31 protein-coding genes and 1 pseudogene are annotated in these 25552 nt (G+C 64.2%); 15 read left to right on the top strand and 17 right to left on the bottom strand.

Annotated elements, in window-relative coordinates; all coding sequences use genetic code 11:
- Window positions 1–103: 103 nt before the first annotated feature.
- Together BLT08_RS07900 and BLT08_RS07895 are read left to right on the top strand one after the other, a co-directional pair.
- Window positions 104–439: a hypothetical protein gene (locus BLT08_RS07900; RefSeq protein WP_090304685.1), complete on the top strand. Its 336-nt coding sequence runs from the start codon at window positions 104–106 to the stop codon at window positions 437–439.
- Window positions 440–609: 170 nt separating this feature from the next.
- The gene (locus BLT08_RS07895) at window positions 610–1245 is read left to right on the top strand and encodes a hypothetical protein (RefSeq protein ID WP_090304684.1); all 636 of its coding nucleotides are present in this window, start codon (window positions 610–612) and stop codon (window positions 1243–1245) included.
- A 68-nt stretch (window positions 1246–1313) separates the two neighbouring features.
- On the opposite strand, the gene BLT08_RS07890 is transcribed toward BLT08_RS07895, so the two are convergent.
- The 5 genes from BLT08_RS07890 to nth all read right to left on the bottom strand — a co-directional run bounded on the left by BLT08_RS07890 (window position 1314) and on the right by nth (window position 4926).
- On the bottom strand, window positions 1314–1721 hold the full coding sequence (locus BLT08_RS07890) for a carboxymuconolactone decarboxylase family protein (protein ID WP_090304683.1): 408 nt from the start codon (window positions 1719–1721) through the stop codon (window positions 1314–1316).
- Between the two features lie 257 nt (window positions 1722–1978).
- Window positions 1979–2803 (bottom strand): helix-turn-helix transcriptional regulator, encoded by an 825-nt coding sequence (locus BLT08_RS07885; RefSeq protein WP_090304682.1) that lies wholly within the window; start codon window positions 2801–2803, stop codon window positions 1979–1981.
- A gap of 124 nt (window positions 2804–2927) precedes the next feature.
- Window positions 2928–3692 carry a DUF2797 domain-containing protein gene (locus tag BLT08_RS07880; RefSeq protein ID WP_090304681.1) on the bottom strand — a complete coding sequence of 255 codons (765 nt, stop codon included), beginning with the start codon at window positions 3690–3692 and terminating at the stop codon, window positions 2928–2930.
- Window positions 3693–3891: 199 nt separating this feature from the next.
- Complete coding sequence (locus BLT08_RS07875; RefSeq protein WP_090304680.1) at window positions 3892–4134, bottom strand: hypothetical protein; 243 nt, start codon at window positions 4132–4134, stop codon at window positions 3892–3894.
- A 108-nt stretch (window positions 4135–4242) separates the two neighbouring features.
- Window positions 4243–4926, bottom strand: a complete 684-nt coding sequence (nth, locus tag BLT08_RS07870) for an endonuclease III (RefSeq protein WP_090304679.1) — start codon at window positions 4924–4926, stop codon at window positions 4243–4245.
- Window positions 4927–5077: 151 nt separating this feature from the next.
- On the opposite strand from nth, the gene BLT08_RS07865 reads away from it, so the two are divergent.
- The 4 genes from BLT08_RS07865 (at window position 5078) to BLT08_RS07850 (ending at window position 8417) form a co-directional block, all read left to right on the top strand.
- Window positions 5078–6289 carry a CBS domain-containing protein gene (locus BLT08_RS07865; RefSeq protein ID WP_090304678.1) on the top strand — a complete coding sequence of 404 codons (1212 nt, stop codon included), beginning with the start codon at window positions 5078–5080 and terminating at the stop codon, window positions 6287–6289.
- Window positions 6290–6450: 161 nt separating this feature from the next.
- On the top strand, window positions 6451–7323 hold the full coding sequence (locus BLT08_RS07860; protein WP_090304677.1) for a universal stress protein: 873 nt from the start codon (window positions 6451–6453) through the stop codon (window positions 7321–7323).
- 88 nt (window positions 7324–7411) lie between these two features.
- Complete coding sequence (locus tag BLT08_RS07855) at window positions 7412–7837, top strand: universal stress protein (RefSeq protein WP_090304676.1); 426 nt, start codon at window positions 7412–7414, stop codon at window positions 7835–7837.
- A gap of 97 nt (window positions 7838–7934) precedes the next feature.
- Complete coding sequence (locus BLT08_RS07850) at window positions 7935–8417, top strand: pyridoxamine 5'-phosphate oxidase family protein (RefSeq protein WP_090304675.1); 483 nt, start codon at window positions 7935–7937, stop codon at window positions 8415–8417.
- 73 nt (window positions 8418–8490) lie between these two features.
- On the opposite strand, the gene BLT08_RS07845 is transcribed toward BLT08_RS07850, so the two are convergent.
- The 6 genes from BLT08_RS07845 to BLT08_RS22915 all read right to left on the bottom strand — a co-directional run bounded on the left by BLT08_RS07845 (window position 8491) and on the right by BLT08_RS22915 (window position 13798).
- Window positions 8491–8943: a universal stress protein gene (locus BLT08_RS07845; RefSeq protein WP_090304674.1), complete on the bottom strand. Its 453-nt coding sequence runs from the start codon at window positions 8941–8943 to the stop codon at window positions 8491–8493.
- A gap of 107 nt (window positions 8944–9050) precedes the next feature.
- Complete coding sequence (locus tag BLT08_RS07840; protein WP_090304673.1) at window positions 9051–9548, bottom strand: universal stress protein; 498 nt, start codon at window positions 9546–9548, stop codon at window positions 9051–9053.
- A gap of 95 nt (window positions 9549–9643) precedes the next feature.
- Window positions 9644–10063, bottom strand: coding sequence for a universal stress protein (locus BLT08_RS07835; RefSeq protein WP_090304672.1), 420 nt, complete (start codon window positions 10061–10063; stop codon window positions 9644–9646).
- A 126-nt stretch (window positions 10064–10189) separates the two neighbouring features.
- Window positions 10190–10594, bottom strand: a complete 405-nt coding sequence (locus tag BLT08_RS07830; protein ID WP_090304669.1) for a universal stress protein — start codon at window positions 10592–10594, stop codon at window positions 10190–10192.
- A gap of 89 nt (window positions 10595–10683) precedes the next feature.
- Window positions 10684–13497: a cation-translocating P-type ATPase gene (locus BLT08_RS07825; protein WP_090304666.1), complete on the bottom strand. Its 2814-nt coding sequence runs from the start codon at window positions 13495–13497 to the stop codon at window positions 10684–10686.
- Window positions 13498–13648: 151 nt separating this feature from the next.
- Window positions 13649–13798: a hypothetical protein gene (locus BLT08_RS22915; RefSeq protein ID WP_175529245.1), complete on the bottom strand. Its 150-nt coding sequence runs from the start codon at window positions 13796–13798 to the stop codon at window positions 13649–13651.
- A 134-nt stretch (window positions 13799–13932) separates the two neighbouring features.
- Here BLT08_RS22915 and BLT08_RS07820 point away from each other — a divergent pair, with 134 nt between their 5' ends.
- From BLT08_RS07820 to BLT08_RS07805, 4 genes are all read left to right on the top strand, one after another.
- Window positions 13933–14661, top strand: coding sequence for a meso-2,3-butanediol dehydrogenase (locus tag BLT08_RS07820; protein WP_090304664.1), 729 nt, complete (start codon window positions 13933–13935; stop codon window positions 14659–14661).
- Between the two features lie 323 nt (window positions 14662–14984).
- On the top strand, window positions 14985–15401 hold the full coding sequence (locus BLT08_RS07815) for a universal stress protein (RefSeq protein WP_090304662.1): 417 nt from the start codon (window positions 14985–14987) through the stop codon (window positions 15399–15401).
- A gap of 53 nt (window positions 15402–15454) precedes the next feature.
- Window positions 15455–15931 carry a universal stress protein gene (locus BLT08_RS07810; protein ID WP_090304659.1) on the top strand — a complete coding sequence of 159 codons (477 nt, stop codon included), beginning with the start codon at window positions 15455–15457 and terminating at the stop codon, window positions 15929–15931.
- A gap of 73 nt (window positions 15932–16004) precedes the next feature.
- A complete protein-coding gene (locus BLT08_RS07805; protein WP_090304656.1) occupies window positions 16005–16430 on the top strand; it encodes a universal stress protein in 426 nt (141 codons plus the stop codon).
- Window positions 16431–16450: 20 nt separating this feature from the next.
- Here the strand turns inward: BLT08_RS07805 and BLT08_RS07800 are convergent, their stop codons facing one another.
- The 3 genes and pseudogenes from BLT08_RS07800 to BLT08_RS07790 form a co-directional block, all read right to left on the bottom strand.
- Entirely contained in the window at window positions 16451–16912 is a 462-nt protein-coding gene (locus BLT08_RS07800) for a universal stress protein (protein ID WP_090304654.1), read from the bottom strand.
- A gap of 233 nt (window positions 16913–17145) precedes the next feature.
- Window positions 17146–17584: pseudogene (locus tag BLT08_RS07795) on the bottom strand (universal stress protein).
- Window positions 17585–17665: 81 nt separating this feature from the next.
- A complete protein-coding gene (locus BLT08_RS07790) occupies window positions 17666–18418 on the bottom strand; it encodes a sugar phosphate isomerase/epimerase family protein (protein ID WP_090304652.1) in 753 nt (250 codons plus the stop codon).
- A gap of 225 nt (window positions 18419–18643) precedes the next feature.
- Between BLT08_RS07790 and BLT08_RS07785 the strand changes: the two genes are divergently transcribed.
- A complete protein-coding gene (locus BLT08_RS07785) occupies window positions 18644–19375 on the top strand; it encodes a hypothetical protein (RefSeq protein WP_090304650.1) in 732 nt (243 codons plus the stop codon).
- Window positions 19376–19449: 74 nt separating this feature from the next.
- The gene (gene mvaD, locus BLT08_RS07780) at window positions 19450–20433 is read left to right on the top strand and encodes a phosphomevalonate decarboxylase MvaD (RefSeq protein ID WP_090304648.1); all 984 of its coding nucleotides are present in this window, start codon (window positions 19450–19452) and stop codon (window positions 20431–20433) included.
- 129 nt (window positions 20434–20562) lie between these two features.
- On the opposite strand, the gene BLT08_RS07775 is transcribed toward mvaD, so the two are convergent.
- The 3 genes from BLT08_RS07775 to BLT08_RS07765 form a co-directional block, all read right to left on the bottom strand.
- Window positions 20563–20859 (bottom strand): hypothetical protein, encoded by a 297-nt coding sequence (locus BLT08_RS07775; RefSeq protein WP_090304645.1) that lies wholly within the window; start codon window positions 20857–20859, stop codon window positions 20563–20565.
- A gap of 185 nt (window positions 20860–21044) precedes the next feature.
- Window positions 21045–22022 carry a flap endonuclease-1 gene (fen, locus tag BLT08_RS07770; protein ID WP_090304643.1) on the bottom strand — a complete coding sequence of 326 codons (978 nt, stop codon included), beginning with the start codon at window positions 22020–22022 and terminating at the stop codon, window positions 21045–21047.
- Between the two features lie 464 nt (window positions 22023–22486).
- Window positions 22487–23080 (bottom strand): GNAT family N-acetyltransferase, encoded by a 594-nt coding sequence (locus BLT08_RS07765; protein ID WP_175529277.1) that lies wholly within the window; start codon window positions 23078–23080, stop codon window positions 22487–22489.
- A gap of 212 nt (window positions 23081–23292) precedes the next feature.
- On the opposite strand from BLT08_RS07765, the gene BLT08_RS07760 reads away from it, so the two are divergent.
- The 3 genes from BLT08_RS07760 (at window position 23293) to BLT08_RS07750 (ending at window position 25080) form a co-directional block, all read left to right on the top strand.
- Window positions 23293–23847, top strand: a complete 555-nt coding sequence (locus BLT08_RS07760; protein WP_090304637.1) for a hypothetical protein — start codon at window positions 23293–23295, stop codon at window positions 23845–23847.
- Window positions 23848–23943: 96 nt separating this feature from the next.
- Window positions 23944–24312 (top strand): DUF7344 domain-containing protein, encoded by a 369-nt coding sequence (locus BLT08_RS07755; protein ID WP_090304634.1) that lies wholly within the window; start codon window positions 23944–23946, stop codon window positions 24310–24312.
- Window positions 24313–24354: 42 nt separating this feature from the next.
- The gene (locus BLT08_RS07750; RefSeq protein ID WP_090304631.1) at window positions 24355–25080 is read left to right on the top strand and encodes a DICT sensory domain-containing protein; all 726 of its coding nucleotides are present in this window, start codon (window positions 24355–24357) and stop codon (window positions 25078–25080) included.
- The last annotated feature ends 472 nt before the right edge of the window (window positions 25081–25552 follow it).

The following is a 25552-nucleotide window of genomic DNA, read 5'->3' as shown; positions in this document are numbered from 1 at the left end:
GGCGCGACAGTCCTGCGGGCCGTCCAGTTGCCGAGGGGGCCGTCGTCGGCACGAGGCTGTTGCCGGCACAAGAACGAATTGACTCGGCGAGGTACTCACTCGCATGGTCAACGAACATCCCGATCGAGAGCCGATCGTGAGCGAGGGACGGTACGCGGTCGTCGCCGACGACGACGCGGACGCCGAGTACCGACTCGTCGTCGAGGGCCACGAGGGCGGTCTCCCGCTCCCCGAGAGGGAGCTAGACGACCTCGAGACCGTCGTCTCGCGCTTTCGAAACGCACGTCACGATTCCGGAGGCACCGAACCGGAGACCCCCGATTCGGTCGAACTGAACTGCCACGAGTGCGGGAAGACGTGGACCTATACGGGGTCCGAGGAGCACGCGGCCTGTCCGAACTGCGAGACCGAAGTCCCCGTAGAGGGGATCGGTCCCTGACGGCGGCCGTGCGGTCACCGGGTCCCCGTCGGCCGCGAGGCGACCACGAGCACTCAGGCCGAACCCTTGTACCGAGCGTCGACTAAGCCGAGACCATGACACCAAAACCGACGGCAAGCAGCGTGATGGACGGCGTCGATACTGTCGACTCGGGCCGCGAGTGATCCCGCGTGGCTCGGACACTCACTAGACGGCAGGCGATCGCGGGATTCGGGAGTACGCTGGCGATCGGCGCGAGCGCAGGCGTCGTCGGCGCAAGCGAGCGGCCCGAAGACGCGGTCGTCGACATCGATCGGAACGGCGACGCCGACTACCCACGTTGTCTCTACAAGCCGGACGACGACGGCGAGTGGAACCCCGTGATGCCGATCAACGTCAACGCGCGGGCGACGGGCGACGTATCGGCGGTCGACGCGATCGAAGACGGCTTTTCCGGACTCTCGAACCTCGAGTGGACCCGCGTCTTTCCGGACGCGACGGCCAAAGCGTGGGACGGCGAGGAAGAGACACTCGTTCCGCCGGATCACTCCTTTCGGCGACCTCGACTGGGCGACGGGTGGAACCACGTCCACGTCTGGGCGGTCGACGAGGACCGGGCCGCGATCCACGCCCACTTGGACGTGATCGATCTCACCTCCGAACACTTCCACCGGGGCGATCACTACGACGACGCGGCCGAGGAGGTCGCGGCCCACCTGAGCGGGGACGGATGGAACCAGCGGACGCCCTACAGCATCGACTACGGAGTTAGCGACGGGCGACGCGAGGCGTGGGGCGAGACGGGCGACGCGAAACTCGAGTACTGAACGGGGCAGACGCTCCTCGCAAGATCGTCGGACGAACGCGGATTCGAGACCGACCGAGGGTGGCCGGATCAGTCGTCGGCACCGGCGGCTGCGGCCTCCTGTTCTTTGAGATAGTCGACGATTTCGTCCGTCTCGTCGACGAAGTCGTCGAGGTCGATTTCGCTGCCGTGAAGCACCGTCGAGAAGTACCGGGTCGTCCCCGCGATAGTGACCGTCTCCTCGAGTTCGTCGTCCGAAACCTCTGCGAGACGGGCCTCCTCCCGGTGGAAGTGAGAGCAGTAGGGACAGCCGACCGCCGCCGCGACGCCGACGCCGATGAGGGCCTTCTCCCGCGGGGTCAGTTCGGTCTCTCCGAGCGTGAGGTCCCGAAAGATCCCCCAGCTGTGGTCGCTCGCGGGCTCCGCAAGCTGATTCATCCAGCTCGGTACCTGTCCGAGCGTCTGTTCGATCTCCTGTTGAGTTTGTGTTGATACCATGATGTCTCTCCGCTGGAACAGGCTACAACGATGGAGGGTAGATAGGCATCTGTTGCCCAGTGGGCAGTCACTGCCTGGCGTGCAGTCGGTGACCGTAGCGGATCGGGATCCGGTGTAACGCTCTTGCTCCGGTTGACCCGGAGTCGACCGGTGCTGTAACGGTGTTCCTGCCGACGGTACCGACCAACGGCGTGACGGCGTTTGCTACCTGCCGACTCCGATCGTCGTACCCAGTTCCTCGCCCGAACAGCAGGCGCTTACTCGAGGAGCGATTCTGCCGCGAGCGGGCGGGCCTCAGATCGGTACGAAGCGTAGACTGACTCGGCCCACTCCCAGGCCGCCGGGACGTCGGTGTCGATCAACACCCGGACCGATCCGGTGGCCTGATCGTAACAGCTGACGGCAATTCGATCGTCGAAGAGCCCCACGCCGTACGGCGGTAGCTCGTCGTGCAACAGAACCGCGAAATTACCGCTCTCGAGGGGTTCCGAGCAGTGGTCCGGATACGTCGAGAGGATCCGGCGCGCGACCGCCGGCGGGTCGATGATCTCCGTCTGCATGCCGTCAACGATCCGGCGTCGGAGGACGTCTTTGCACGGCTCGAGCACGGCGATATCGGACCCGACGAACCGAAACGTCTCCGTCTCGTCGAGCAGCGCCGTGAACCGATTGACGGGTCCGTAGGGCGCGTCGGGTTCGGCGACCGTCACGACGGCGTCGGCACAGACCTCGAGTGTGAACCCACTTTCGTCGCCCGGCAGCCAGTGCCAGACGTCGCGGAGAGATCGCTCGGTTTCGATCCGGCCGATCAGCTCCTCCATCGCGGAGGCGATGAACGCGCCGAGTTGCGTCGTCTCGTACACGTGTCCATTCCTGCGGATCCAGTTGCGCTCCTCGAACGCCCGGACCGTCCGCCGCATCGTCGACGACGAAACGCCGGTCAGCTCCCAGAGGTCGGATCGAGTTCGCGACCGGTCGCGCAGAGCGACAAGCGTCCGAACGCGGTGTTCGGACCGCGCGAGGTACGCGATGTCGTCGATCGGCGACCCCATCGTGCCGGTTTTCTTGTCACTCAAAGCCATGCTACATGTATGCACACCAGCCGTATAGCTGTTCTCGGTGTTACGGTGACCTGATAGAAAGACGTACAGTCGCGGTATCTCGTCCTCTGCTGTGATTTCGACAGCGGTCTATCGGTGCCGTCGCTCAACCGAACGAGCCGAGCGACGACTGGAGATCGCGGCTCGTCGTCCCCTCGGTGACGTCGTAGCCGACGAGGTCGCGCATATCGACGGCGTAGGTCGTCCCGCCGTTCTCGAGAACGAGCAGTCGCCCTTTCACGCCGACGACGGTTCCCGACGCGATCGTCTCGGGAACCGGTTGGCTCTCGAGCCCGAGGTCGTAGTCGAACGCGAATCGCTGCTGAACGTCGAACTCGGCGAGAACCTCCTCCCAGGCCTCGCAATCCACGCTCGAGGCGAGCGAGCCGAGTTTCGTCGGCGTCCGGACGCGATCGACCAGCCACTCGGCGATCTCGGCTTCGATCTCGCGGGCGATCCGACCGTTCGAGACGGTGTGGATGTGGGCCCCGCGGTCGGCCCCCTGCTCCCGGAGGCGGGTTTCGAGCCGCCGAGATTTGGTGACGCCGACTTTGAACGTGTCGGGGGCGAAGGCGGCGACGTAGACGGCGTGTTCCTCGTAACAGTCCATCTCGTCTTTCAGACAGGTGCCCGTACAGCGCGCACAGATCCAGGTGCTGGTGTGGTACTCGCAGTAGGGGGTCGACGGCCGGTCGCAGGCGACGTGTTCGGGCTCGTCCGCGCTCCAGTCGATGGTTCCGGCGCAGTGGCGACCCTCGAGCGAATAGGAGAGCGTGCCGCCGGGCTCGAGGCGGCGCCGCTCGAGGGTGTCGCCGTCACTGCACAAGAGCGCGGCGCCGCGTCCACTCGGTTCGTAGCCGACCAGTTGCACGGGTCGGGGTAGGGGGTGATTCGGCATATACCGTTCGCCTTCTCGGAATTGGCGATCTGAGATCCAACGCACGGCTATCAGGATTCTTCCAGCGTGTGCGGACGGACCTCACTCGAGGCCGCTGGCAGCAAAAAACCGAGCGCCGGCATCGGCGGGTCGTCGGCTCGCGAGCGTCGCGGTGGCGGACGTCGAGCCGCGGTTAGCCGTTGAACGGCTCTTCGTCGCGGTGGTTGTCCGGATTCTCCTGCTCGAGTGCGTCGTCGACCCGATCGTCGGACTTGTGCTCGATGTCCTGGCGACGCTGTTCTTCGTCTTGGCGCTCGCGGGCCTCCATCTCCTCTTCTGTGAGCTCCTCTTCGTCCTCGGCGTCGGTGTCCTCGTGTGCCAGTTCGACGTCCCGCCCGTGCTCCTCTTTGCCGGTCTCGTCGGTGCTGTCAGACATACTGATCCCGGACGAAACTACCGTCGATCCGTGAAAAGGCGTTGGGCTTGCACAGGTCGGCGGCGTGGTATGGGCGGTTAGACGCCCCCCAACGCCGCGTTCGGCCGACTACCAGGGCTCGCCCGAGGCGAGATCGATCTCGCCGTCGCCCTTCTCGGAGGGACAGATGTCGGCCAGCACGCAGTCGGCACAATCGGGGTTTCGTGCGTCGCAGATCGCGCGCCCGTGGTCGATACAGAGGTGGGTGAACTGCTGCCAGTAGCCCTCGGGGACGATCTCCATCAGTTCCTGCTCGATCGCCTCCGGGCGCTTCTCCTCGGTCAGCCCGAGCCGACGCGAGAGCCGTTGGACGTGCGTGTCGACGACGATCCCTTCGACGACGTCGTGGCCGTGCTGGAGGACGACGTTGGCCGTCTTCCGGCCGACGCCCGACAGCTCCGTCAGCTCGTCCATCGTATCCGGAACTTCTCCATCGTGTTCCTCGAGGATGATCTCACAGGAGGTCCGGATGTACTCGGCCTTGCTGTTGTAGTAGGTGATCGAGTTCAGGTCCTCGGCGAGTTCGTCCTGGGGCGCGTTGGCGTAGTCTTCGGCACCATCGTACTTTTCGAAGAGCTTCTTGGTCTCCTTGTTCACGCGCTCGTCGGTACACTGCGCGGAGAGGATCACGGCGATCAACAGCTCCAGTCGGTTCGAGTACCGAAGCGAGATGGTCGAATCCGGATACGCCTCCTCGAGACGGTCGACGACTTCCTCGGCTTGCTCCGTGTGGCTCTCGAGCGGGGTTCCCATGAGCGGTTCGTTGCGAGAGCGACCATTTGAGCGTATCGGTCAGCGGTCGTCGCGTGTGGGCCGGTGAGCGTCGACTGTTGAGTGTTACGTATACAACACGGACGCGGGAATTGTCGACAACAGGTATCTCCCTTCGCCCCGTCTCTCGAGCATGGACTTAGCGGATATCGTCGACCGGAAGTTCGACACGCACGACGAAACGACGCCGGTCTCGAAGCTTCGCGGCTCGTTCGAAGATGCAGACCGGAAGGCGCTGCTCATCACCCGTGACGGCGAGTTCGAGGGCGTAGTCACGCGCCGGGATGTCCTCTCTTCACACGAGAAGACGTCGCGGAAGGCTCGTTCGCTCGTCCGGGCCGTCCCCTCGGTTACCCTCGACGACGACGTCCGTGAGGCCGCGCGGCTCATGATCGCGGGCGACACCAGTCTGTTGCCGGTCTTCGAGGATGAAGCACTCGTTGGCGTCGTTCGGACCGACGACCTCCTCCGGACGGTCCAGCCGTTTCTCTCCGTCCTCGAGACGGCGGACGTCGCGACGACGGAGATCGTGACGGTCGAGGCGACGACCTCGCTGGGCAAGGCGCTCGCGACGTTCAGAACCGAACGTATCGAGCACCTGCCCGTCGTCGCCGAAGGAACCACCGACGAGGTCGTCGGAATCGTGAGTCTCTACGACGTCCTCGAGTTCGTCACGAGGGAACTGCAGCGCTCGCAGGGTGGCGACCCCGACGGACACATGGACGCGAGCACGGGCGGCCACCACGGCGGTTTCGGCGCTCGCGAGGGCGAGAGCGCCGACCTTCTCGAGCTACCGGTGCGGAACGTGATGGTCGACACGCTCGGAACGACGAGGCTCGACGAGACGCTCGACGACGTGCTCGAGACGATGCTCGAGTTCGGCGCCTCCTCGTCGATCGTCACCGACGACAGCGGCTCGCTGGTGGGCATCGTCACGAAGACGGATCTGCTCGAGTCGTTGACCTGGACCGAAGACCGACAGCTCTCGGTCCAGGTGTTCGGCAGCGAGCTGATGACGGACACGACTCGGGAGGGACTCGCCGAGCGGATCGAATCCGTGACCCGCAAGTACCGACAGCTGCGCGTGCTCGAGGCGAAGGTGCACTTTAAAGCGCACAAGGAGCGGCTTCGCGGCATTCCGCTCGTGTCGGCTCGAGTCCGACTCTACACGGACAAGGGGCTGTTCATCGCCTCGGACGAAGGCTACGGCGACAAACACGCGTTCTCGCTCGCGCTGAACGCGATCGAACGCCAGATACTCGAGGGGAAGACCCACGGCCGAAGCAAGAAGCCGGCCGATCCCGAGGATGCGGCGAACGTGTACGGCTGGTGGCTGAGCGAGTAATCGAGGGCCACCAGGAACTGGCGACAGACTCGGATACCTGACACCTGAAGTCGGTGGTTCGTGACCCTCGATCGCGGTCGAGCCCGTATCGACCGCGATCTCCCACTTCCGTGCGTGACCGAATACTATAACGATGGAATACGATTGACACGCTAAAGCGTATGCTCGACGAGACATCGGATACCGACGGCACGTTGTTAGTCCCGATCGCGAACGCGGAAACTGTCGACCGCCAGCTGGAGACGGCGATCGACATCGCGACGGATCGGTCGTACCGCATTTTTCTCGTCTACGTCCTCGAAGTCCCGCCACAGCTATCCCTGCAGGACGGCCGCCGATATCTGCTCGAGGACGACGTCGAGAAGTTGCTCGCGGAGGCGACCGCGCGCATCGAATCCCGCGGGGTCCCGGCCGAGAGCCGGATCCGCTTGGCACGCGGCGTCGCGAGGGGAATCGTCGGCGCCGTCGAGAAGTACGACGTCGACGCGGTGCTGATGGGGTGGCGCGGCCGACCGCCTCGACGGGACGTCATTTTGGGAAGCCACGTCGACAAAGTGTTGCGAAACGCCGACTGTGACGTCCTCGTCCAGCGGATCAAGACGCCGCGACCGGACGACGTCGACTCGGTCCTCGTCCCGGTCGCCGGCGGTCCGCACAGCGGCTTCGCCGCGGAGACCGCCGCCTCGATCGCCCGGCGACACGACGCGTCGGTCACGCTGTTACACCTTCGCGAGTCGGACGACCCCGACCGGTCGCGCGAGGACGCGCAGGCGCTGCTCGCCGAAGCAGCGGCCGAATTCGACGACCTCGAGGTCGAGCGCGCACTCGTCGAGAGCGAAACCGTCGCGGGGACGATCACCGACTGGACGACCCGACACGACGTGACCGTTCTCGGCGTCTCGAGGGGCGGCCTCCTCCAGCGTGCGCTCTTGGGAACCGTCTCCGAAGCGGTCGGCAGACACGCGGCCGGCACGGTTATCCTGGTGAAGCGGTACGATCCCGTCCCCTCTCGCCTGCGGCGGCTGCTCCCGTAACGGGTGGCTCGCCTCACGGGTTGTCACAGCCACGGACGAGTTCCACTTTCGGAGGGAGAACTATACCTCGAGACCGAGTAGGACGACTATGGCCGACCGAATCCTCGTCGGGTACGACGGCTCCGACCCGTCGGCGGCGGCACTCGAATACGCCCTCGAAACTTTTCCCGAAGCGACGATAACGGCGCTGTACGTCGTACAGATTCCGGCAGGTACCGTCGCGGCGCTCGAGGGGCCCGAGCTTCGACTCCCGCTGAGCGAGCGAGGGCGCGAACACGCGACGGACGTCCTCGAGGGCGCGATAGAGCGTGCGGCCGAACGAGGTCGCGATCTCGAGACGGAAATCGCGACGGGAAAACCCGACCACCGGCTCGTCGAGCACGCGGTCGACGAGGGCTACGACACGATCGTCGTCGGAAGCCACGGTCGGGACGGTGTCTCGCGGCTGCTACTCGGTACGGTCGCCGAGTCGGTCGTTCGCCGAGCACCGATGCCCGTCGTCGTCGTCCGGTAGGATGGAGACCCGGCCAGCGAACGTACGCGGTCGCGCCACGCTCGCCGGCCGAGCGGGGTGAGGGGTTTTTCTGTGTACTCGGGGACAGTATCCGCAGATGTCGATCGACGAACTACAGGAATACGGGCTGAGCGAGATGGACGATGGGGAAATCCGGCAGTTTCTCTCGAGCCAGAAGGTCGGTGTCCTCGGCCTTCCGGACGCCAACGAGCCGTACTTGCTCCCGCTCTCGTTCGGGTACGATGGTGAGGAACGCCTCTATTTCACGTACCTGATCGGGTCCAGTAGCCGAAAAGGGACGATGAGCGAGGAGACGGACACCGCGAGCTTCCTCGTCTATAAGGTCGATACGATGTACAACTGGCAGAGCGTCCTCCTGACGGGAACGATCACCGACGTTCCCGACACGGAGTGGGACGACCTCGAGGAGACGATGAGCGACGTGTGGCGGCCGAATCTCTTCGAAACGGCGTCGCTGTCGGGGGACGTCAAACTCTACGAGTTCCGGATTCGCGAGCAAACGGGCGTCAAACACCAGGGGCTGCCGCCCGGTTTCGAAGCCGGAGGCGAGTCCAACTGAGGCTGTCGAACGCGGCTGGTGTGACCGTCGACTCCGCGGTTCGTGGATCCGTTCGCCCCTTCCGAACCGAAGGTCACTCCTCGGCGACGGGCGTTTTGACGATCGTTACCGGACGCTCGGTCATGTGAGCGACGCGCTCGGCGACGCTCCCGAGCAATCGACGGTACTCGCCGGATCGGTGTTTCGATCCCAGAACCGTGAGTCCGACGTCCGCCTCGTCGGCGTACGCGAGTATCTCTTCGTGGGGGACGCCGTGGCGGATCTCGGTCTCGGTCGGAACGGCCGCCTCGCCGGTTCGATCGGCGATTTCGTCGACCGCGTCGCGACCGGCCTGTTCGAGTGCCCGTTCGAGTCCTTCGAACTCGTGGACGTACTCGTCACCGGGATAGGAGCTGTACGCGTCGGTGTCGACGACGTACAGCACGTGCAGTTCGGCATCGTATCGAGTCGCGGCATCGATGGCGTGGTCGATGGCCCGATCGACGCCGGGGCTCATGTCGGTCGGGAGGAGGATTCGGTCGTACATCGGGTGTCACTTTTCGGAATGTCGTGTTAAATCACGGGGGCGTCGGACCCGGACCTATCGACGGAGGCGATCGAGTAGCGGGTTTCGGCAGGATGGCACGGCACCGGTCACTCGTCCGATCCGGCCTCCCGATAGAACTCGTCGTGCGGATCGACGGTCTCGAGTTTCGGGGGCGTCCGGTGGCGAACGACGAACACGTCGTAGGATTCCTCTGCGGCGATGTGGACGCCGACGCTCGTCAGCGGGGTGACGACGCGGCCGACGTTGTCGCTTCCGAGGAAGACGACGCTCGGATCCTGTGCCAGCGCCAGCCGTTCGATGTGGTCTGCGATCCGTCGTTCGGGCGGAAACTCGCGAATTCGCTCGTATTCGAACGACGCGTCCGGCACGAGTTCCTCGACTCGCTCCCGAAGTCGGTCGACGGTCGCATCGACGTCGAACGATTCGTCGGCGTCGATCCACCCCTTCTCCCGCGCGTATCGTTTTCGCTCGGGGACGACGGTCACGGCCGTGACGTCTTCGTCCAGCGCGGCTCCGTACTCCGATGCTCTGACGAGCGCGGCTTCCGCGAGTGCCGACCCGTCGAATGGAACGACGAACGTCATACGTGTCGCTCCACCCCCCGGCAAATAACTTCGAGGGGGACTCGGCGTGGGACGGTTCGGATCGCTCGAGTCGGAAGACGGGCGATACGTGACGATCAGGCGGTCAACACCGGCCGATTTGCGGTCCGGACCACGCGCTCGGCCACGCTTCCAATTCTGTTCGTTCGCACGTGATTCTGTCCCTGAAACCCGATCACGATCAGGTCGGCGTCCAACTCATCGGCTTTCTTCTGTACCTCCTCCCAGGGCCGTCCGTGACACACGTTCCAGGTGCACTCGATGCTCGCGTTGTCCGCTCGATCACCGAGGTCTTCGAGCATCGACTCCCCCTGTTCTTCGAGGTTCGTGAGGACGATTTCGGCGCTGCTGAGGGCGGGTTCGCCGTATCGGTGTGTCTCGACGCAGTACATCGCGTGCACTCGAGAATCGTATCTGTCCGCGAGTTCCAGCGCGTGTTCTACCGCTCGGTTCGCGGGGTCGCTTCCGTCCGTCGGGACGAGAATCGTGTCGTACATTGGACAAGAGTTATCAACGTCGAAATCGGCTAAATAGCTCACACCGAATTTGTTGATATGTCAGTTCGATCGTCGTCGACGACCTGTGTGACGGGCTATACTCCGCCGCCGTCGGCGAGTCGCGTCTCAGGCCGTAATCACCGGTCGGTCGACGTATCTGACGACCCGCTCCGCGTTGCTGCCGATCTCGCCGCTGGATCCGAGACCGCGGTTCCCCAGCACGAGCAGGTCCGCATCGATCTCCTCGGCGTACTCGCCGATCTGCTCGTAGGGTCGTCCCTCGCGGTCCGTGAGGGTCACGTCGACGTCGGCCCGCATCTCGATCTCCTCGAGGAGTTCTCGACCGCGGTCTTCGACTTCCGTAACGACCCCGTCCGAACCGCTCAACATCGATTCTCCGTAGCGGCGGGTATCGACGACGTAGATCGCGTGGAGAGTGGCGTCGAACGTCGACGCGAGATCGAGGGCGTGGTCGACCGCCCGGTTCGCTGACTGACTGCCGTCCGTCGCGACGAGAATCGTATCGTACATGGACGTGCTGTCTCACCACCACCCGGAACAAATAGGTTTCAGGCGCCTCCGAGTGCGCGACGGGTGCCAGGAGCCATTCGCGGTTGCTATCAGTATCGATCGAAGTACCGATCCTGAACCTTGACGAAGACCGCCATCAGTACGGCGAAGACGGCGGCGGCGACCGCGAGTTGGGCCCAGTGGACGAGACCGAGCGGCTCGACGTCGAACAGCAACTGGCCGGTCGGGGTGTAGAGTACGAGCAACTGCAGCGCGATCGCGACACCGACCGCGAACACGAGCCACCGGTTCGAGAAGATTCCGAGACCGTACCGGAACCGAATCGCCTGAATACGGACGATCTCGAAGACGACGAATCCGGTGAACACCATCGTCTGGGCGAGTTCCCGTCCCGGTTCGTAGCCGGGGGTCCAGCCGAGCAGTGCCCCGGTCACGTCGTAGCCGGGGATCAGTTCCCCGTAGAAGTTGAGCGTGAACAGCGGAAGCAAACAGACCGTCATGAAAGCCGCGATGCCGACGATCGAGGTCACGATCCGTCTGGTGATCACACCCTCCTCCGGCGGTCGCGGTTCGCGTTCCATGATGTCCTCGGCGGCGGGATCGACCCCCATCGTCAGGGCCGGAACGCCGTCGGTGACGACGTTGATCCAGAGGACCTGAATCGGCGTGATCACGAGTCCGAGGCCGGCCAGCGTCCCCGTGAAGATCATCGTCACCTCGCCTCCGTTGCCCGATAGCAGGTAGTTGACGAACTTGCGGACGTTGTCGAAGATGCGACGCCCGCCCCGGACCGCGTCCCGGATCGTGGCGAAATTGTCGTCGAGCAGAACGATGTCCGACGCCTGTTCGGTGACGTCCGTCCCGCGGACCCCCATCGCGATGCCGACGTCCGCGTTTTTGACGGCGGGCGCGTCGTTGACTCCGTCGCCGGTCATCGCTACCGTATGTCCGTTCGCCTGTAACGTTTGGAGGATGCGCGTCTTGTGCTCGGGCGACGTGCGCGCGAAGATGTCGACGTCCTCGACGATCTCGCGTAGTTCCTCGTCGCTCGTTCGCTCGAGTTCCGGGCCCGAGATCACGCGCGTCGAGCGGAGTCCGACCTCCTCGCCGACCGCACGAGCCGTGACCGCGTTGTCGCCGGTTATCATCACGACGTCGATCCCGGCCTCGAGACAGCCCGCGATCGCACCAGGGACCTCGGGACGGGGCGGATCGAGCATTCCTTGGAGGCCGAGAAAGACCATCCCCTGCTCGAGATCTTCATCCGGGTCCTCGGTCTGGGAGTCGGGGACGTCGGGTCGGAAGGCGAAGCCCATCACGCGCAACGCGTCTTCCGCGAACGACTCGTATCGACCCTCGAGTTCTCGCCGGCGCTCGTCGGTGAGTTCGACGAGTTCGCCGTCGACGAGTTCGCGGTCACAGCGCTCGACGACGGTTTCCGGTGCCCCCTTCATGTATGCAACCGTGTCGCCGTCGGGTGTTCGGTGGACGGTCGTCATCCGCTTTCGCGCCGAAGTGAAGTCGACCTCGCCGATCCGGGGGTGGACCTCGTCGAGTTCGTCGTGATCGAAGCCGGCCTTCTGTGCGGCGACGAACAGCGCGACCTCGGTCGGATCGCCGAGGTACGTTCGGTTTTCATCGGTCTCCGACGCAGCCGTCGGTTCGGCGTCCGTATCCCGTTCGCGCGTCCCGATATCGACGTTGTTACACAGCATCCCACAACGGAGCACCTCAGCCACGCATTCGTCGTCGACGGCCTCACCCTCCCGGAGAAATTCGCCGTCGGTATCGTAGCCGGTGCCGGTCACCTCGTAGGTTTCCCGGTTGGCGACGATCCGCTGGACCGTCATCTCCTCCTCGGTGAGCGTCCCCGTCTTGTCCGTACAGATAACGTCGACCGAACCGAGCGCTTCGACGATCGGTAACCGGCGGACGAGCGCGTTCTGTTCGGCCATCCGTCGCGCCCCGAGCGCGAGCGAGAGGGTGACCACCGCGGGAAGCCCCTCGGGAACTGCGGAGACCGCGATACCGACCGCCGTCAGGAAGACCTGCAGCGGCGGCGTGTCCCCAATTATCAGTTCGGTGATCGCGATGATCGAGACGATCCCGACGACCCCGAGTGCGATGAGCTTCCCCAGACGGTTCATTTCCGTCTGAAACGGGGTGTCGCGCTCTTCGGCCTCCTCGAGCGCGGTCGCGATCTGGCCGATTTCGGACTCGGGACCGGTCTCGACGACGACCGCCGTCCCGGACCCGCGCTCGACGACGGTATCCTTGTACAGCATGTTCTCGCGCTCGGCCAGCGAGGTGTCCTCGGCGACCTCACCGATCTCCTTGGAGACGCCGACGCTCTCCCCCGTCAAAGCCGCCTCGTCGACGCTCAGGTTGGACTCTTCGACGATCCGGGCGTCCGCGGGGACGATGTCACCCGACTCGACGAAGATCACGTCTCCGGGGACGAGTTTCGTGGCGTCGATCTCGGTCTTCTCGCCGTCACGACGGACGAGCGCGTACGTCGTCGACATCTCCCGTAACGCCTGAATGCTCTGTTCGGCGCGGTAGTCCTGGAAGAAGCCGAAGACCGTGATGAAGACGATCACCCCGGCGATGACCGCGGCGTCGATCGTGTGCCCGACGAACGCCATCACGGCTGCAGCGACGATCAACACCCAGATCAGTGCCGGCTTGTACTGGTCGATGAAAATCTGTAGCGGCGAGATTCCACCCGTGGCCTCGATTTCGTTCGCCCCCTCGCGCTCGAGGCGGGCGCGCGCGTCAGCCGGCTTCAATCCCCGTTCTGACGTCTCGAGTTCTGCGAAGACGTCCTCGAGTGGTCGCGAATGCCAATCGTCGTCGGTGCTCGCCGCGGGTTCGATCCGCTCGTGTTGTTCTGACCGTGACACGTGTGTGTAGTTGCTGCCAATAGCGTCGTATATCGGTGCAATCCCCAAGCTGCGGGAATTGTGGTAGTCCCTCGTGGCTCGCCGATGCCGTCGGGCTCAGCCGACCGAACTGTCGACTGCGAGTGTCGTCAGCCGGTCGGGGAGAACGTGATCAGCCACCCGTCGTCGCCGCGTTGTTCGACGCCGACAACGAAGCGTCTTCGAGCGCCTCGAGTGCGGCGTCGGTGAACAGTTCGCGGGTCGACGAGTTGGGATGTTTTCCGAACGGTGTGCTGGCGACGCCGGCGACGTAGGCGGTCATGCGCCGGCACCTACCACGATTCGTCTCTTAATCCCCCCATCAACTGGTATTTCGGCGCGAATGAGGCCGATCCTGACGTATCAGTTCGCCGAATGACACAAACGGGTTTGTAGACGTTAGGTGTAGGGGGGTGCATGCTCGACAACAAGATAGCCATCGTGACCGGCGGCGCGGTCGGTATCGGCAAGGCGATCGCCGAGCGGTTCGTCGAGGACGGCGCAACCGTCGTCATCGCCGATATCGACGAAGACGAGGGTTCGTCGGTGGCCGAGGACATCGGCTGTCGGTTCGTCGGTTGTGACGTCCGCGACTACGAGCAGGTCCAGGCGCTCGTCGAGGGAACCGCCGACGAATTCGGCGGTCTCGACGTTATCGTCAACAACGCCGGTATCGCGAGCGTGTCGTCGGTCGAGGAGATGGATCTCGAGGAGTGGAAGGCGGTGGTCGAGACCAACCTCGACGGCGTCATGCACGGCACCAAGGCAGCGTTGCCACACCTCAAGGAGTCGGACGGCTGTATCATCAATCTGGGTTCGATCTACGGACTCGTCGGTGGGAAAGGCGCGGCCTCCTACTCCGCGGCCAAGGGTGGCGTCGTGAACTTCACCCAGCAGGTCGCGATCGATTACGCCGATCAGGGCGTCCGCGTCAACAGCATCTGTCCGGGGTTCGTCGAGACGCCGATGACGAAAGAGCTACTCGAATCCGAGCGGTTCTACAGCTTCATCGAGCAGAAAACCCCCATGGATCGACACGGCCAACCGGAGGAGATCGCCCCCGTGGCGGCGTTCCTCGCTTCAGACGGCGCGTCCTACATCACCGGAGCGAACATCCCGGTCGATGGCGGCTGGACGGCGTTCTGACGATCCGCTCGCGTGTCTCGAGTACGGCTGACAGCGTATCCGGCGACGGATCGGCGGGCCGAGAAAGTTGGCAGACCGTCTCGCGCTCTGACCGAGTGATAAAATGCCGTCGAACCGGTTCGACGAACGGTCGCGGTTCGCGAGGACGGGAAGGGAGTTCGCGGCGCGTGCGGCTTTTGGGGGACGTCTGGCGCCCGCCGTATATCCGCGTCTCTGCCAGTATCGTTCTCCAGTCCGAAAGTTCGAGTTCACGTCAGTCCTGGTGACGGTACGTGATTCGTCGAGATGAGAGTATTATACCCGAGGAAGGCGTAGAAACGGCTATGAGCGATCGAATCCTCGTGCCGTACGACGGCTCACCCCCGGCGAAGAAGGCACTCGAGTACGCGTTCGAGAAATTCACCGACTCCGACGTCACCGCCCTCTACGTCGTCCCGGTTCCGGACGGCTATCGGGAGATGTTCGTAGAGACCGAAGAGAGGGTTCCCGTCGACGAAGAGAGCGGGCAAACGATTTTGGAGGACGCAGCGGAACTCGCGGCCGAGAGCGGCCACGAACTGCAGACGGAACTCGACACCGGAAAACCGGACCACGTCATCGTCGAACATGCAGCGGACGAGGGGTACGATACGATCGTGATGGGGAGTCACGGTCGAGCGGGCGTCTCGCGACTCCTGCTCGGAAGCGTCGCGGAAAACGTCGTTCGTCGGGCGACGGTTCCCGTCGTCGTCGTTCGATAAGCGGACCCGAACCGTTACGTACTATCGACTTCACGTCTGAGCTACGACTACTGATGTCCGGAGCCGACCAGGCTGGGCCGATTCGATCGATCCTCGTCGCGACCGACGGAAGCGCCGCCGCCGACGAAGCGCTCGAGCGCGCATTGGGACTCGCCGAACAAACCGGTGCATCGGTTCACGTGCTTGCTGTCGTCGATACGACGATGAATCCGATGCACTTCGGTGTCGACGACGTCGACGAACTCCAGCGGACGAAGAAGCGACTCGTCGACGATCTCGTCGCGACCGTCGGGGATCGCAACGTCGAGATTCACGGTGCGATCCGTCGCGGCCGCCCCGCTAACGCGATCCTCGCGTACGCCGACGAGAACGCGATTGACACGCTCGTCGTCGGCCGAACGGGACGGAGCCGAGTCGCGGATATGCTCCTCGGGAGTACGACCGATCGACTGCTCCGAGAAGCGTCGATTCCCGTCGTCGTCGTTCCGGCCGGCGACACCGACGACGGAGACGAGTCGCTCGAGCGCTGAGCCGAGACGGTCGGGAGCCGTGATTCCGTCGCGTGGGTTTACAACGCTCTTCGACCAACTACGAGCGACCAAGATGTCCCGATCGATTCTCGTCCCCCACGACGGTTCGGCGCACGCACAGACGGCGTTCCAGTACGCACTCGAGACCTTCCCGGACGCGCGGATCGTCCTCTTTCACGCGATCGATCCGTTCGAACTGAAACCCAACGCGGAGGACCAACTGCCGCCGTTGTCCGAAGCCTGGCTCGACGAACAGCGGTCCGAAGCGACCGAACTGTTCGACGACGCACGCGCCGGGATCGACGAAGGGAGTACAGCGGTCGAAACCGACACCGCGTTCGGTTCGCCGGCGCAGACGATCGTCGCCTACGCCGCGGACGGGGATTTCGACGGGATCGTCATGGGGAACCGCGGACGGAGCGGCGTCCCCATACGGCTCGGAAGTACCGCGGAACTCGTCGTCAGGCGCGCGGACGTTCCGGTCACCGTCGTTCGGTGACCCTGTCCCTGATTCGACGACTATCGAGCGGACTCGTCGCGCACGACGGTGACGGTGACCGGTGATCGACGGACGACCGTTTCGGCGACGCTCCCGAGCAACAGCCGGGTCGGGCCCGTCCTGCCGTGGCTACCGATGACGATGCCGCCGATCTCGTTCTCGTCGGCGTAGTCTACGATCTCGCGTGCGGGTTCGCCGTTCGTGGTCTCGGTCGACACCGCCGCGTCGTACTCGGCGGCTACCTCGCGAACCTCGTCGAAGATTCGCTCCTCTTCCTCGCGCGCTCGCTCGTACCACTCCTCGGAACCGCGTGGCGGTTCGTTCCGAACGTCGACTTCGGTTGCCGAACTGTAGCCCGGATCCATCGGATCGAGCACGTGAATCGCGACGATCGGTGCGTCGGGATACTCCTCGAACGCGTATTCGAGTGCGCGTCTGGACATCGGTGATCCGTCGACTGGAACGAGTAGTTGACGAGACATCGATCGTTCCTTCCCCGCGGCGTCTCAAAAGACTATCAGGCAACGCCGGCGACCGTTCAGCGAAACGCACCGTTCGAATACGACTCTCGCTTCTCGCTCTCGGCGATCGGTCTTCACCCCTCTTACCGTTGTCTCGGCCAGCGGTGTGTTCTCCACGCGGCGTCCACGCACTCGTCACGAGTTCGATCGCGAACCGAACAGTGCGTTCCTGCAGACACGGGTAACCACCGCCGTTATCGGACGATCGTGACCGGAACCGACGCTCGGCGAGTGACCGTCTCCGCGACGCTCCCGAGCAGGAGTCGCGACATACCGCCTCGGCCGTGGCTTCCCATGACGATCTGATCGGCGTCGTGTTCCTCTGCGTACCGGACGATCGTTCGCGCCGGCCGTCCGGTCTCGACTGCCGTCTCGAGATCGGTTTCAGTGGTCTCGTCGTGATCCTCGAAGCGGTTCCGGGCCCGGTCACAGACGGTTTCACCACGCTCGAGCGCCCGATCGAACGACCCTCCCTCGTAGTGAGCAGCCTTCGGGCCCCGTGTAGATACCGTCGGCTGGATCGACGACGTACAGCACGGACACGTGCTCGCTATCGTACCACTCGAGCGTGTATTCCAGCGCCTGCCACGCGAGATCCGACCCGTCGAGTGGGACCAGAACGTGTGTCGTCATATCGGAGCAGACGATCGGAGAACCAATAGTTCACGTCGGTATTGCATCGAGATGAGGACTGACGGGCTCGACCGGCCGCGGTCACGAATCGGTCTCCAACACGTCCGTTACGCGCCGTGCGCTGTCGCACAGTAACGGGACGTCGTCGGTGAAGACCTCGACCGCCACGGTTCCGTTGAACCCCTCGAGTTGCGTCTCGACGATGTCGTAATCGATCTCACCGGCGCCGATCGGCAAGTGTGTGTCGCCGCGGCTGCGTGCGTCGTGGACGTGCAGGTGCGAGACGAGATCACCGTACCCCGAGAGGAATCGATCGACGCCGTCGTCGCCGTCTTCCATGTACGCGTGTCCGACGTCGAAACAGACGGCCGTCGCCGTCTCGCGCGCGAGATCGCCGAGGACCGTCAGCGGTAACCCGCGCTTCTGGTGGCCGACGTTCTCGAGGACGAGTTCGACGCCGGCGTCGGTTGCAGCCGTCCCGATCGCGCGCAACTGCTCGGCGAAAACCGGTCGAAGATCGGTATCGTGTGGGTTTCGAGCGGTTCCGTGAAGGACCGCCTTTTCGGCACCGACCGACCCGGCCCACAAGAGGAGTCGGGTCAGATAGTCGACTATTGCGTCGTTGATTTCGGGAACCGGCGTCACGACCACTTGCTGGTAGGGGAGGTGGACGCAGAGATCGGCGTCGGCGACTGTCAGTGCATCCTCGAGTCGGTCCGTCTCGATCTCGTCGGTATCGGTTCCTTCGCCGACCGATAGCTCGGCGAAATCGAATCCGTCGATCGTCGTCTCCAGTCGCTCGAGCGAGTCTCCCACGGTGAGCCCAACGTCCATACGAACGCATCGGTTCCAATTCTCTTGATGGCTTCCCCGGAGGTCCAGGGGGTGCCCTCCTCGCCACTCGACTCGATGGATGCGTGCTCCGGGAGACAGGCACTATTATTACTGTACAGAAATTATTTCAAATAACAATCTGTTCAATTGCATTGACACTGATCGACTCGATACCGGTCCGTCACCGGGCCGTGCAGCGATCCGTGCGCGACTGACCCAACGACGATGCCATCAGAGAACGATCCCATGCCGCCGGACGAACCACCGAATCCAAACGGTGGTGACGTACTCGAGTCGCTGCTGTCCGAACTCCGAAGCGAGGCAACCGATGCCGACCGATCGGCGCTGCGTCGCGCGCTCGAGGTCGACGATTCCGCGCCCGCTGGCGACGGGACCGAGACTGACGACCTCGGTACCGACGGGAGCGTACACGACGAAGCCGCCGACACCACACTCGCGGAGCTGCACGCCGAACTCGAGGCCACGCGGGACGACCTCGACGTGGTACGGTCGGATATCGAGGACCTGCGAGCGACCGACGACGCCCTCCGCGGTCGCCTCGAGTCGACGCTCGAGCCCCGGCTCGACGAGGTTTCCCGTCGGCTCGCGGATCTCGATTCCCAGCAGACCGATCGTCGCTCCGAAGTGAGCGGCCTCCGGACAGAACTGGAGGCGACGAAAGACGAACTCGAGACGCGTCTCGAGGCCCACGAAGCGGCTTTCGACGCGCGAACGGACGAGCAATCGCAGCGAATCGACGACCTCAAAGCGCGACTCGAGCGCGAAGTGGTGTTGCTCCGGTCCGAACTGTCGACACAGATCGGCGACGTGAGCGAGGATCTCGAGGCGCTCGACGAATCGGTGCCGGACGACGTCGATGCCCGACTCGAGGCGCTCGAAACGGATCTCGAGCGTCTCGAAGCGTGGCGTCGGTCCGTCGCGGAGCGCACCCGATAACGCAGCCGCCCCGATCTGTCGACGATCGATCGGATGCCGTGAACTTTAAGCGGGCGTCATCCGCGTATCTGGGTATGAAAGCCACCGCCATGGCCCACCCGATTCAGGGGTTGGTCAAGTATCACGGAATGCGCGACGATATCGAGCGGCTTCCGTACCACGACAGCATCAGCCTCTGTACGGCCCCGAGCCACACGCGCACGACGGTCGAATTCTCGATGGACTACGACGAGGACACGTTCGTCGTCGACGGCGAGGAACTCCACGGCCGGGCCGCCGAACGAGTAGCGGCCGTCGTCGAGAAGGCCCGCTCGAAGTCCGACGCTGCCCACACCGTCTATCCCGTCCGTCTCGAGAGCGAGAACAGTTTTCCCTCGAACGTCGGTCTCGGCTCCTCTTCGTCCGGTTTCGCGGCCGCCGCGATGGCACTCGCCGAAGCGGCCGAACTCGACGCCTCGCGCCAGGAGATTTCGACCATCGCCCGCGTCGGGTCGGCCTCGGCCGCGCGCGCCGTCACCGGCGCCTTCTCCCAGCTTCACACGGGGATGAACGACGAGGACTGTCGCTCCCGACGGATTCCGACTGATCTCCACGAGAATCTCAAGATCATCGTCGGACTCGTTCCGTACCACAAGGAGACCGAAGACGCCCACAACGAGGCCGCCGACAGCCACATGTTCCAGGCTCGAAACGCCCACATTCACGGCCAGATCGCCAGGATGCGCGATTACCTCCGGAACAACGACTTCGAGAACGCCTTCGAGATGGCCGAACACGACTCGCTCTCGCTCGCCGCGACCACGATGACCGGCCCCTCGGGCTGGGTGTACTGGCAGCCCGCGACCCTCGAGATCTTCAACCGCGTCCGCCAACTCCGCGAGGAGGAGGACATCCCGGTCTACTTCTCGACGGACACCGGCGCGAGCGTCTACGTCAACACCACCGACGAGCACGCCGAACGCGTCGAGGAGGAGATTGCTGACTGCGGCGTCTCGACCACCGTCTGGAACGTCGGCGGCCCCGCGAAGCTGCTCGACGAAGAGAAGCACCTGTTCTAGGGGCGCGGTCAGCGCGTCGGCTCGCTCCGGCCGGTTCGACCGAACGCCGCTATTGGGTCGGTCGTCACTCACACCTCGAGTAGTGGCGTCAGAAATGGGTGAGTCCACACGAGTGACCGAACCGAGTCACTACGCTCGCGTGAAGCGCATCGCTCGCATCGCTGCACCCATTCCGATGAACGCAACGACGGCAATCACGAGCCACTGTCCGGTCTGCGTCGAGAGCGCCTGGGCGGTCATGCCGAGCAAGTCGGTACCGATAGCCTGCCCCAGCGCGAACAGGACGACGACGAGCCCGACGATCGCAACGAGGGTCTGCATCACGGTCGATACGACCCACATCCCGGGGTTGACCGGGTTCCGACCGTCCGGTTGTGCCGCTCGATCAGCGCCACGGGATCGGCCGCCATCTGGTTGCTGTGACATGGAACTTCACCCGTCGCCTCGTATCCGGTTGACGGCATTTATTATCCGCTTCCTACCCTATTTGCGCTCGTTACAATCTTCTCCGGTGATCGTTTCGATCGGTCGACTGGATCCACTACGCAATCCATATCACAATATCGGGGAGGGAAAACGGTGGTTCGGGGTGGAACTCGGCCGATCCGGAATTAGGTCCAGCGATCGAGCCCGGTCTGCGTGACACCCTCCTCGATCCGCTCGAAGCCGCGGGCGACTTCGTCGGCGTCGACCGCCCATTCCTCACAGACGTACTCCTTTGCGGCCTCGAGGTCCGGATCGAGCGACGTGTCGAACTCGTAGTCGTCGGTCACGTTCGGGTCGCGAAACAGCTGTCGGACGCGGTCGCCATATTCGACGTGCGCCCCGCGGGCCTCGAGGACGCTCCAGAGATCCCCGTGCTCGGTGATCGCCTTGATCGCCGTCTTGGGACCGATCCCCGAGACGCCCTCGTTGAAGTCCGTCCCGATGAGGATCGCCGCGTCGATGAGCTGCTCGAGGGTCAGCTCGTGGTGGGCGAGCGTGGCCTCGAGATCCATCAGCTCCGGATCCCCCTTGCTCGTGAGTTGACGCAGCGTGAGCGGCGAGCCGAAGAGCAGGGCGTCGTAGTCCTCCGAGCCGACGTAGTCGGCGTCGCCCCGTTTGACCATGTGGGCCGCCTGGGCCTCGCCCTCCGCAGGGGCTTCGACGATCGGCACGTCGAGCAGTCGGAGGAGTTCGCGACTGGTCTCCTGGATCGTCGGCGTCAGCCGCTGGGTGCGGGACTCGAGTTGGGCGATCGCGACCTGGTCGCCCTCCTCGCGGGCGGTCTCGAGTTGCTCCTCGTACGTTCGGCGCTGTTCGCGACGCGACTCGATCTCGTCGTCTTTGAGCTCCGAGGGGCCGCCGTCGAACACCATCACCGGGACGATATCGTTCTCGAAGAACTTGGGCAAGCCCTGGACGATGCCGATGAGGTTCGCGACCTCCGTCCCGTCGCTCGTGGTGTACTTCCCGCTGTTCGTCCACTTGACCGTCGTCGTCAGGTACCGGTAGAGCCAGTTGTGCGCGTCGACGGCGACGACACCCTCGATATCGTCGAAGGGAATCTCCTCGATGACGGCGATATCACGAAGTGCAGCGTTACCCATTAGGGGTGTCTTGGGAGGACTGGGATTTGTATCATTGGCTTCCAGTCGTCGCTCCTCGAGACCGACCTGGCGGGAGGTTGCCGCCCGGAGAAAGCGATCGTGGCAACGGTGGGTGCCACGTCCTCCCCAACCGACTTCTCCTTACGGGCGCTGCGGGACGGCTCCGCCGTCGTCTCACGGGTGCGTCGCACCCGTTCGACTGCTCGCGGACCCTGTGGGTCCGCGTCCGTCCCGACAGTCGCGGCGCGTTGCGTTCGAGAATCGCAAAGCGATTCTCGCAGCCCACCAGAAGTGCTACGCACTTCTGAGGACGCCGCGCACTGCCCGTTTGGATGGTTCGCGGAACCGAAGGTTCCGCGCTAACGCTCACGGCCACGGGCCGTTCGCTTGTCCCTCGCGAGTTTCGGCGCGCCTCGCGTCTCGCTCACCGCGCCGATGCGCGCCAACGGTCGGTCGAACTGCGCTTAGCCGCGGAACTCGAGGCCGGGTGGCTCACTGTCACGCTGGGAGCCGAGAAACTGCTCTTCTTCGTCGCTGAGATCGCGGTTTCGGAACTCCTCGAGACCGGCCTGATACCGTTCGAACTCGCTCGAGCCGTCGATCGCGACTGGGTACTCGAGCACCAGTTCGGCGATGCCCGTGGTCTCGCCCGTATACGCGAAGCCGGTTCGGTAGAGCGCCTCGTAGGCGAATGGGTTGTTGACCGCGATCCGGAGTCGCTCGTAGCCGCGCTCTCTGGCGCGGTCGCGGACGAGCGCGAGGAGTTCCGGACCGATTCCCTCGCCGCGCCGGTCGCGCTCGACGGTCACGTAGCGCAGCCAGAGAGTCCCGTCGTCGGTACGATCCTCGTTGAACGCGACGGCCGCGACGATCGGCGTCTCGACGACGGAGTCGTCGATTTCGGCAGCCGTGGCGGTCTCGTCGAGAGCGGCACTCGAATCCCGAGCCACGGCTTTCCCGGTGTTCGTCATGACGAACTTCCCGGCGTAGCTGAAGCGCTCGTAGTCGAGTCGGAGTTTGGGACCGTCGGGCGGCCAGCCGAGTAGTTCGTACTCCACACTGTGACCGTTCGCGCGCAACACACTAAGATCGAGGGTATCGACCCGCGCTCGAGCGACCGTCGTCTCGGTACTCGAGGCGACGACCGCGAGTGAAACGCGGCGGCCGACGGCTCGACCCACCCGAATTCCCCGGCCGTGATCGAGGTGGTGCCGCGGAGGTTGTAGTTGCCAGTCGAACCCTTTTGCAGACGCTCGTGGTACCCGGGGGTATGAGTACCGAGTCCGATAACGCGACGGCGTTTGGTATTAGCGGGGCCAGCGGCTGGTTAGTCGGTGGCGCACTCGGCGGCGCGATCGGTGCCGCCGCGTTCGGGGTCCTTATGTGGGTTCTCGACCCCGCGATCGTCGAGGTCGCGATCCCCTCGATTTACGGGCTCGAGCCCGTCGGACTCGTCGGTTGGGGAGTCCACGTCGTTCACGGGATCGGTCTCGGGCTGGTGTTCGGCCTCCTCGTCACTCGTGATCCGATCCTCGGCATTCTGTTGACGGACGTCGAAACGGACGCCGTCTCCGGGGTCGGCGCGATGGCCCGGATCGTCGGCGCGGGGTTCGTCTTCGGACTCGCAGTCTGGGCGATACTCCCGCTCCTCGTCCTCCCCGTCTGGGCCGACGCCGCGGGCGGTGGCGGCGCAGTCGGCGACTTTCCGACGGCCGCGATCGAGAGCCTCGTCGGGCACCTCCTGTTCGGAACCGTCCTCGGCGCGGTCTTCGCCGCGACCGTCGATTTGCACGGTCGGTCCTCCGACCGGCCGCTCGAGGACTGATACGCCGGCGATCGGCTATCGTAACCCAGGGATCGATCGTGACCGGCGATTGAAGGCGAAAGATTCCCGTCGCTATCGGTACTACTAGCGACGAGGATGGATCCACCACGGCTGCCGTCGACCGGGCCGGAAACGAGCCCGGACGTGCTCGACGACGCGTTTCTGGCGCTTCGAAACCGGACGCGTCGCTACGTCTGTTACTTCCTGCTCGAGCACGAGACGGCCTCGCTGTCGGAAGTCGGCGACGTCGTCACCGGTTGGATCCACGCGACCGACGGCGGAATCGTCGAACCACAGTGTCGGACCAACCAGTATTCGAACCTCGTCCACACCCACGTGCCGCGACTCGTCGAAACCGGCGTGGTACGACACGATGCGGAGGCGGAAACCCTCTCACTGGATCCCTGTCCCGAACCGGTTCTCGGCATGGTCGCTCGAGCCTGCGAGGCCGAAACCGGTATGTGAGACTGGAACCCACTCGACGGTTACCGACACACGAACTCTCAGATGTCACTCTCCGCCTACGTCGACCGATACACCCGACCGAATCGGTCGATCGTCGTCTACGCGCCGCCACCGCGACCGGCGGTCGTCGACCGACTCGAGGCGGAAATCGGCGTCGAGGACGTCGAACACCGGACCCTTCCGAGCGTGACGGCGGCTAGCCAGGCCTTCCTCGTCGTTCGCGAGGACGCGGAGTTCGTCGCGGCGGTCGGTCTCGACGCCGTCCGGGAGTTCCTCGAGCCGCCGGTCTACGACCCGTGGGACGAGCGCGTAGACGAGACGACCTACCGCCGCGTGATCGATATCTTCGAGTCGACGGTGTGGCACGATCTCGACCGCCGACGGCTGCTCGCGGTCAGTCGCGAGATCGAAAACCGCGCGTGGCGGGTCGGCAGCGGCACCCTCCGAGTCGGCTTTCAGCGCGCCGACGCGCTCGAGAAGATGGTCCCGGTATACAATCGCCTCGCCGCCGAGTCGGCCCTCGAGATCCACGTCTACATCGACGACGAGTGGGACCAGCCGTCGATCCCGGGCGTCACGATCCACCCCGACTCGGGCGACGAGATCGGGTCGTGCTGGTTTCTCGTCTTCGACGGCGACGGCGACGAACTCTGGAACAGCGCCCTCTTGGCGACCGAAACCGATCCCGGCGTGTTCGACGGCTTTTGGGTCGACGACACGCGACAGGTTGCGGCGCTCGAGCGGGCCGTTCTCGAGAGTGCCGAGTGAGGCTTCACTCCTGAGCGTAGGTCTTTCGGACTTCGAATCCGTCGTGCGATTGCTGTCGCTCGCGAGTTTGCTCGCGACAGCAACGCAAATCGATGATTTGCTGGCTTCCGAATCCGCTGGATTCGGAAACAATGTGCGGACCGGGACTTGAACCGGGCCATGAGCTTGGAAGGCAGCAGGCCGCTGTGACGCCGATTTCGTGCCCTAGATGCCTTCACGGCGCAATTTGGCGTGTTTTCGTGGTTCCCAGCTCAGTACTATTGATCTACAATTATAAAGACCCACGACGTGAGCCGCTGGCTTACGTGAGGTCAGTTGATTTCACGCTTCAACTATACCGAGTGTGCTATTTAGGCCGAGAAGGCTCGTCAGATGAAATTCGGTGGTCTATTGTACGCTGTGTAGAGCGACATGAGTAGGTCAACCAGTGACTCTCATCACTGAGCAATGATGTTCTACAATCACCCGATCG

The organism is Natronorubrum texcoconense (genome assembly GCF_900100335.1).
Taxonomy (GTDB): Archaea; Halobacteriota; Halobacteria; order Halobacteriales; family Natrialbaceae; genus Natronorubrum; species Natronorubrum texcoconense.
Note: the sequence above shows the minus strand (reverse complement) of the source record. Positions and strands in the feature narration are given on the sequence as shown.

Bases quoted from the DNA above. Each gene is read 5' to 3' on its own strand.
- BLT08_RS07815 (WP_090304662.1), top strand. From the start codon at position 14,985: ATGAGCGATCGAATCCTCGTGCCGTACGACGGCTCACCCCCGGCGAAG.
- fen (WP_090304643.1), bottom strand. From the start codon at position 22,022: ATGGGTAACGCTGCACTTCGTGATATCGCCGTCATCGAGGAGATTCCC.
- BLT08_RS07775 (WP_090304645.1), bottom strand. From the start codon at position 20,859: ATGTCACAGCAACCAGATGGCGGCCGATCCCGTGGCGCTGATCGAGCG.
- BLT08_RS07855 (WP_090304676.1), top strand. From the start codon at position 7,412: ATGGCCGACCGAATCCTCGTCGGGTACGACGGCTCCGACCCGTCGGCG.
- BLT08_RS07860 (WP_090304677.1), top strand. From the start codon at position 6,451: ATGCTCGACGAGACATCGGATACCGACGGCACGTTGTTAGTCCCGATC.
- BLT08_RS07840 (WP_090304673.1), bottom strand. From the start codon at position 9,548: ATGACGTTCGTCGTTCCATTCGACGGGTCGGCACTCGCGGAAGCCGCG.
- BLT08_RS07820 (WP_090304664.1), top strand. From the start codon at position 13,933: ATGCTCGACAACAAGATAGCCATCGTGACCGGCGGCGCGGTCGGTATC.
- mvaD (WP_090304648.1), top strand. From the start codon at position 19,450: ATGAAAGCCACCGCCATGGCCCACCCGATTCAGGGGTTGGTCAAGTAT.
- BLT08_RS07755 (WP_090304634.1), top strand. From the start codon at position 23,944: ATGGATCCACCACGGCTGCCGTCGACCGGGCCGGAAACGAGCCCGGAC.
- BLT08_RS07785 (WP_090304650.1), top strand. From the start codon at position 18,644: ATGCCATCAGAGAACGATCCCATGCCGCCGGACGAACCACCGAATCCA.
- BLT08_RS07810 (WP_090304659.1), top strand. From the start codon at position 15,455: ATGTCCGGAGCCGACCAGGCTGGGCCGATTCGATCGATCCTCGTCGCG.
- BLT08_RS07850 (WP_090304675.1), top strand. From the start codon at position 7,935: ATGTCGATCGACGAACTACAGGAATACGGGCTGAGCGAGATGGACGAT.
- BLT08_RS07805 (WP_090304656.1), top strand. From the start codon at position 16,005: ATGTCCCGATCGATTCTCGTCCCCCACGACGGTTCGGCGCACGCACAG.
- BLT08_RS07900 (WP_090304685.1), top strand. From the start codon at position 104: ATGGTCAACGAACATCCCGATCGAGAGCCGATCGTGAGCGAGGGACGG.
- BLT08_RS22915 (WP_175529245.1), bottom strand. From the start codon at position 13,798: ATGACCGCCTACGTCGCCGGCGTCGCCAGCACACCGTTCGGAAAACAT.
- BLT08_RS07875 (WP_090304680.1), bottom strand. From the start codon at position 4,134: ATGTCTGACAGCACCGACGAGACCGGCAAAGAGGAGCACGGGCGGGAC.
- BLT08_RS07845 (WP_090304674.1), bottom strand. From the start codon at position 8,943: ATGTACGACCGAATCCTCCTCCCGACCGACATGAGCCCCGGCGTCGAT.
- BLT08_RS07790 (WP_090304652.1), bottom strand. From the start codon at position 18,418: ATGGACGTTGGGCTCACCGTGGGAGACTCGCTCGAGCGACTGGAGACG.
- BLT08_RS07835 (WP_090304672.1), bottom strand. From the start codon at position 10,063: ATGTACGACACGATTCTCGTCCCGACGGACGGAAGCGACCCCGCGAAC.
- BLT08_RS07750 (WP_090304631.1), top strand. From the start codon at position 24,355: ATGTCACTCTCCGCCTACGTCGACCGATACACCCGACCGAATCGGTCG.
- BLT08_RS07865 (WP_090304678.1), top strand. From the start codon at position 5,078: ATGGACTTAGCGGATATCGTCGACCGGAAGTTCGACACGCACGACGAA.
- BLT08_RS07885 (WP_090304682.1), bottom strand. From the start codon at position 2,803: ATGGCTTTGAGTGACAAGAAAACCGGCACGATGGGGTCGCCGATCGAC.
- nth (WP_090304679.1), bottom strand. From the start codon at position 4,926: ATGGGAACCCCGCTCGAGAGCCACACGGAGCAAGCCGAGGAAGTCGTC.
- BLT08_RS07890 (WP_090304683.1), bottom strand. From the start codon at position 1,721: ATGGTATCAACACAAACTCAACAGGAGATCGAACAGACGCTCGGACAG.
- BLT08_RS07760 (WP_090304637.1), top strand. From the start codon at position 23,293: ATGAGTACCGAGTCCGATAACGCGACGGCGTTTGGTATTAGCGGGGCC.
- BLT08_RS07800 (WP_090304654.1), bottom strand. From the start codon at position 16,912: ATGTCTCGTCAACTACTCGTTCCAGTCGACGGATCACCGATGTCCAGA.
- BLT08_RS07830 (WP_090304669.1), bottom strand. From the start codon at position 10,594: ATGTACGATACGATTCTCGTCGCGACGGACGGCAGTCAGTCAGCGAAC.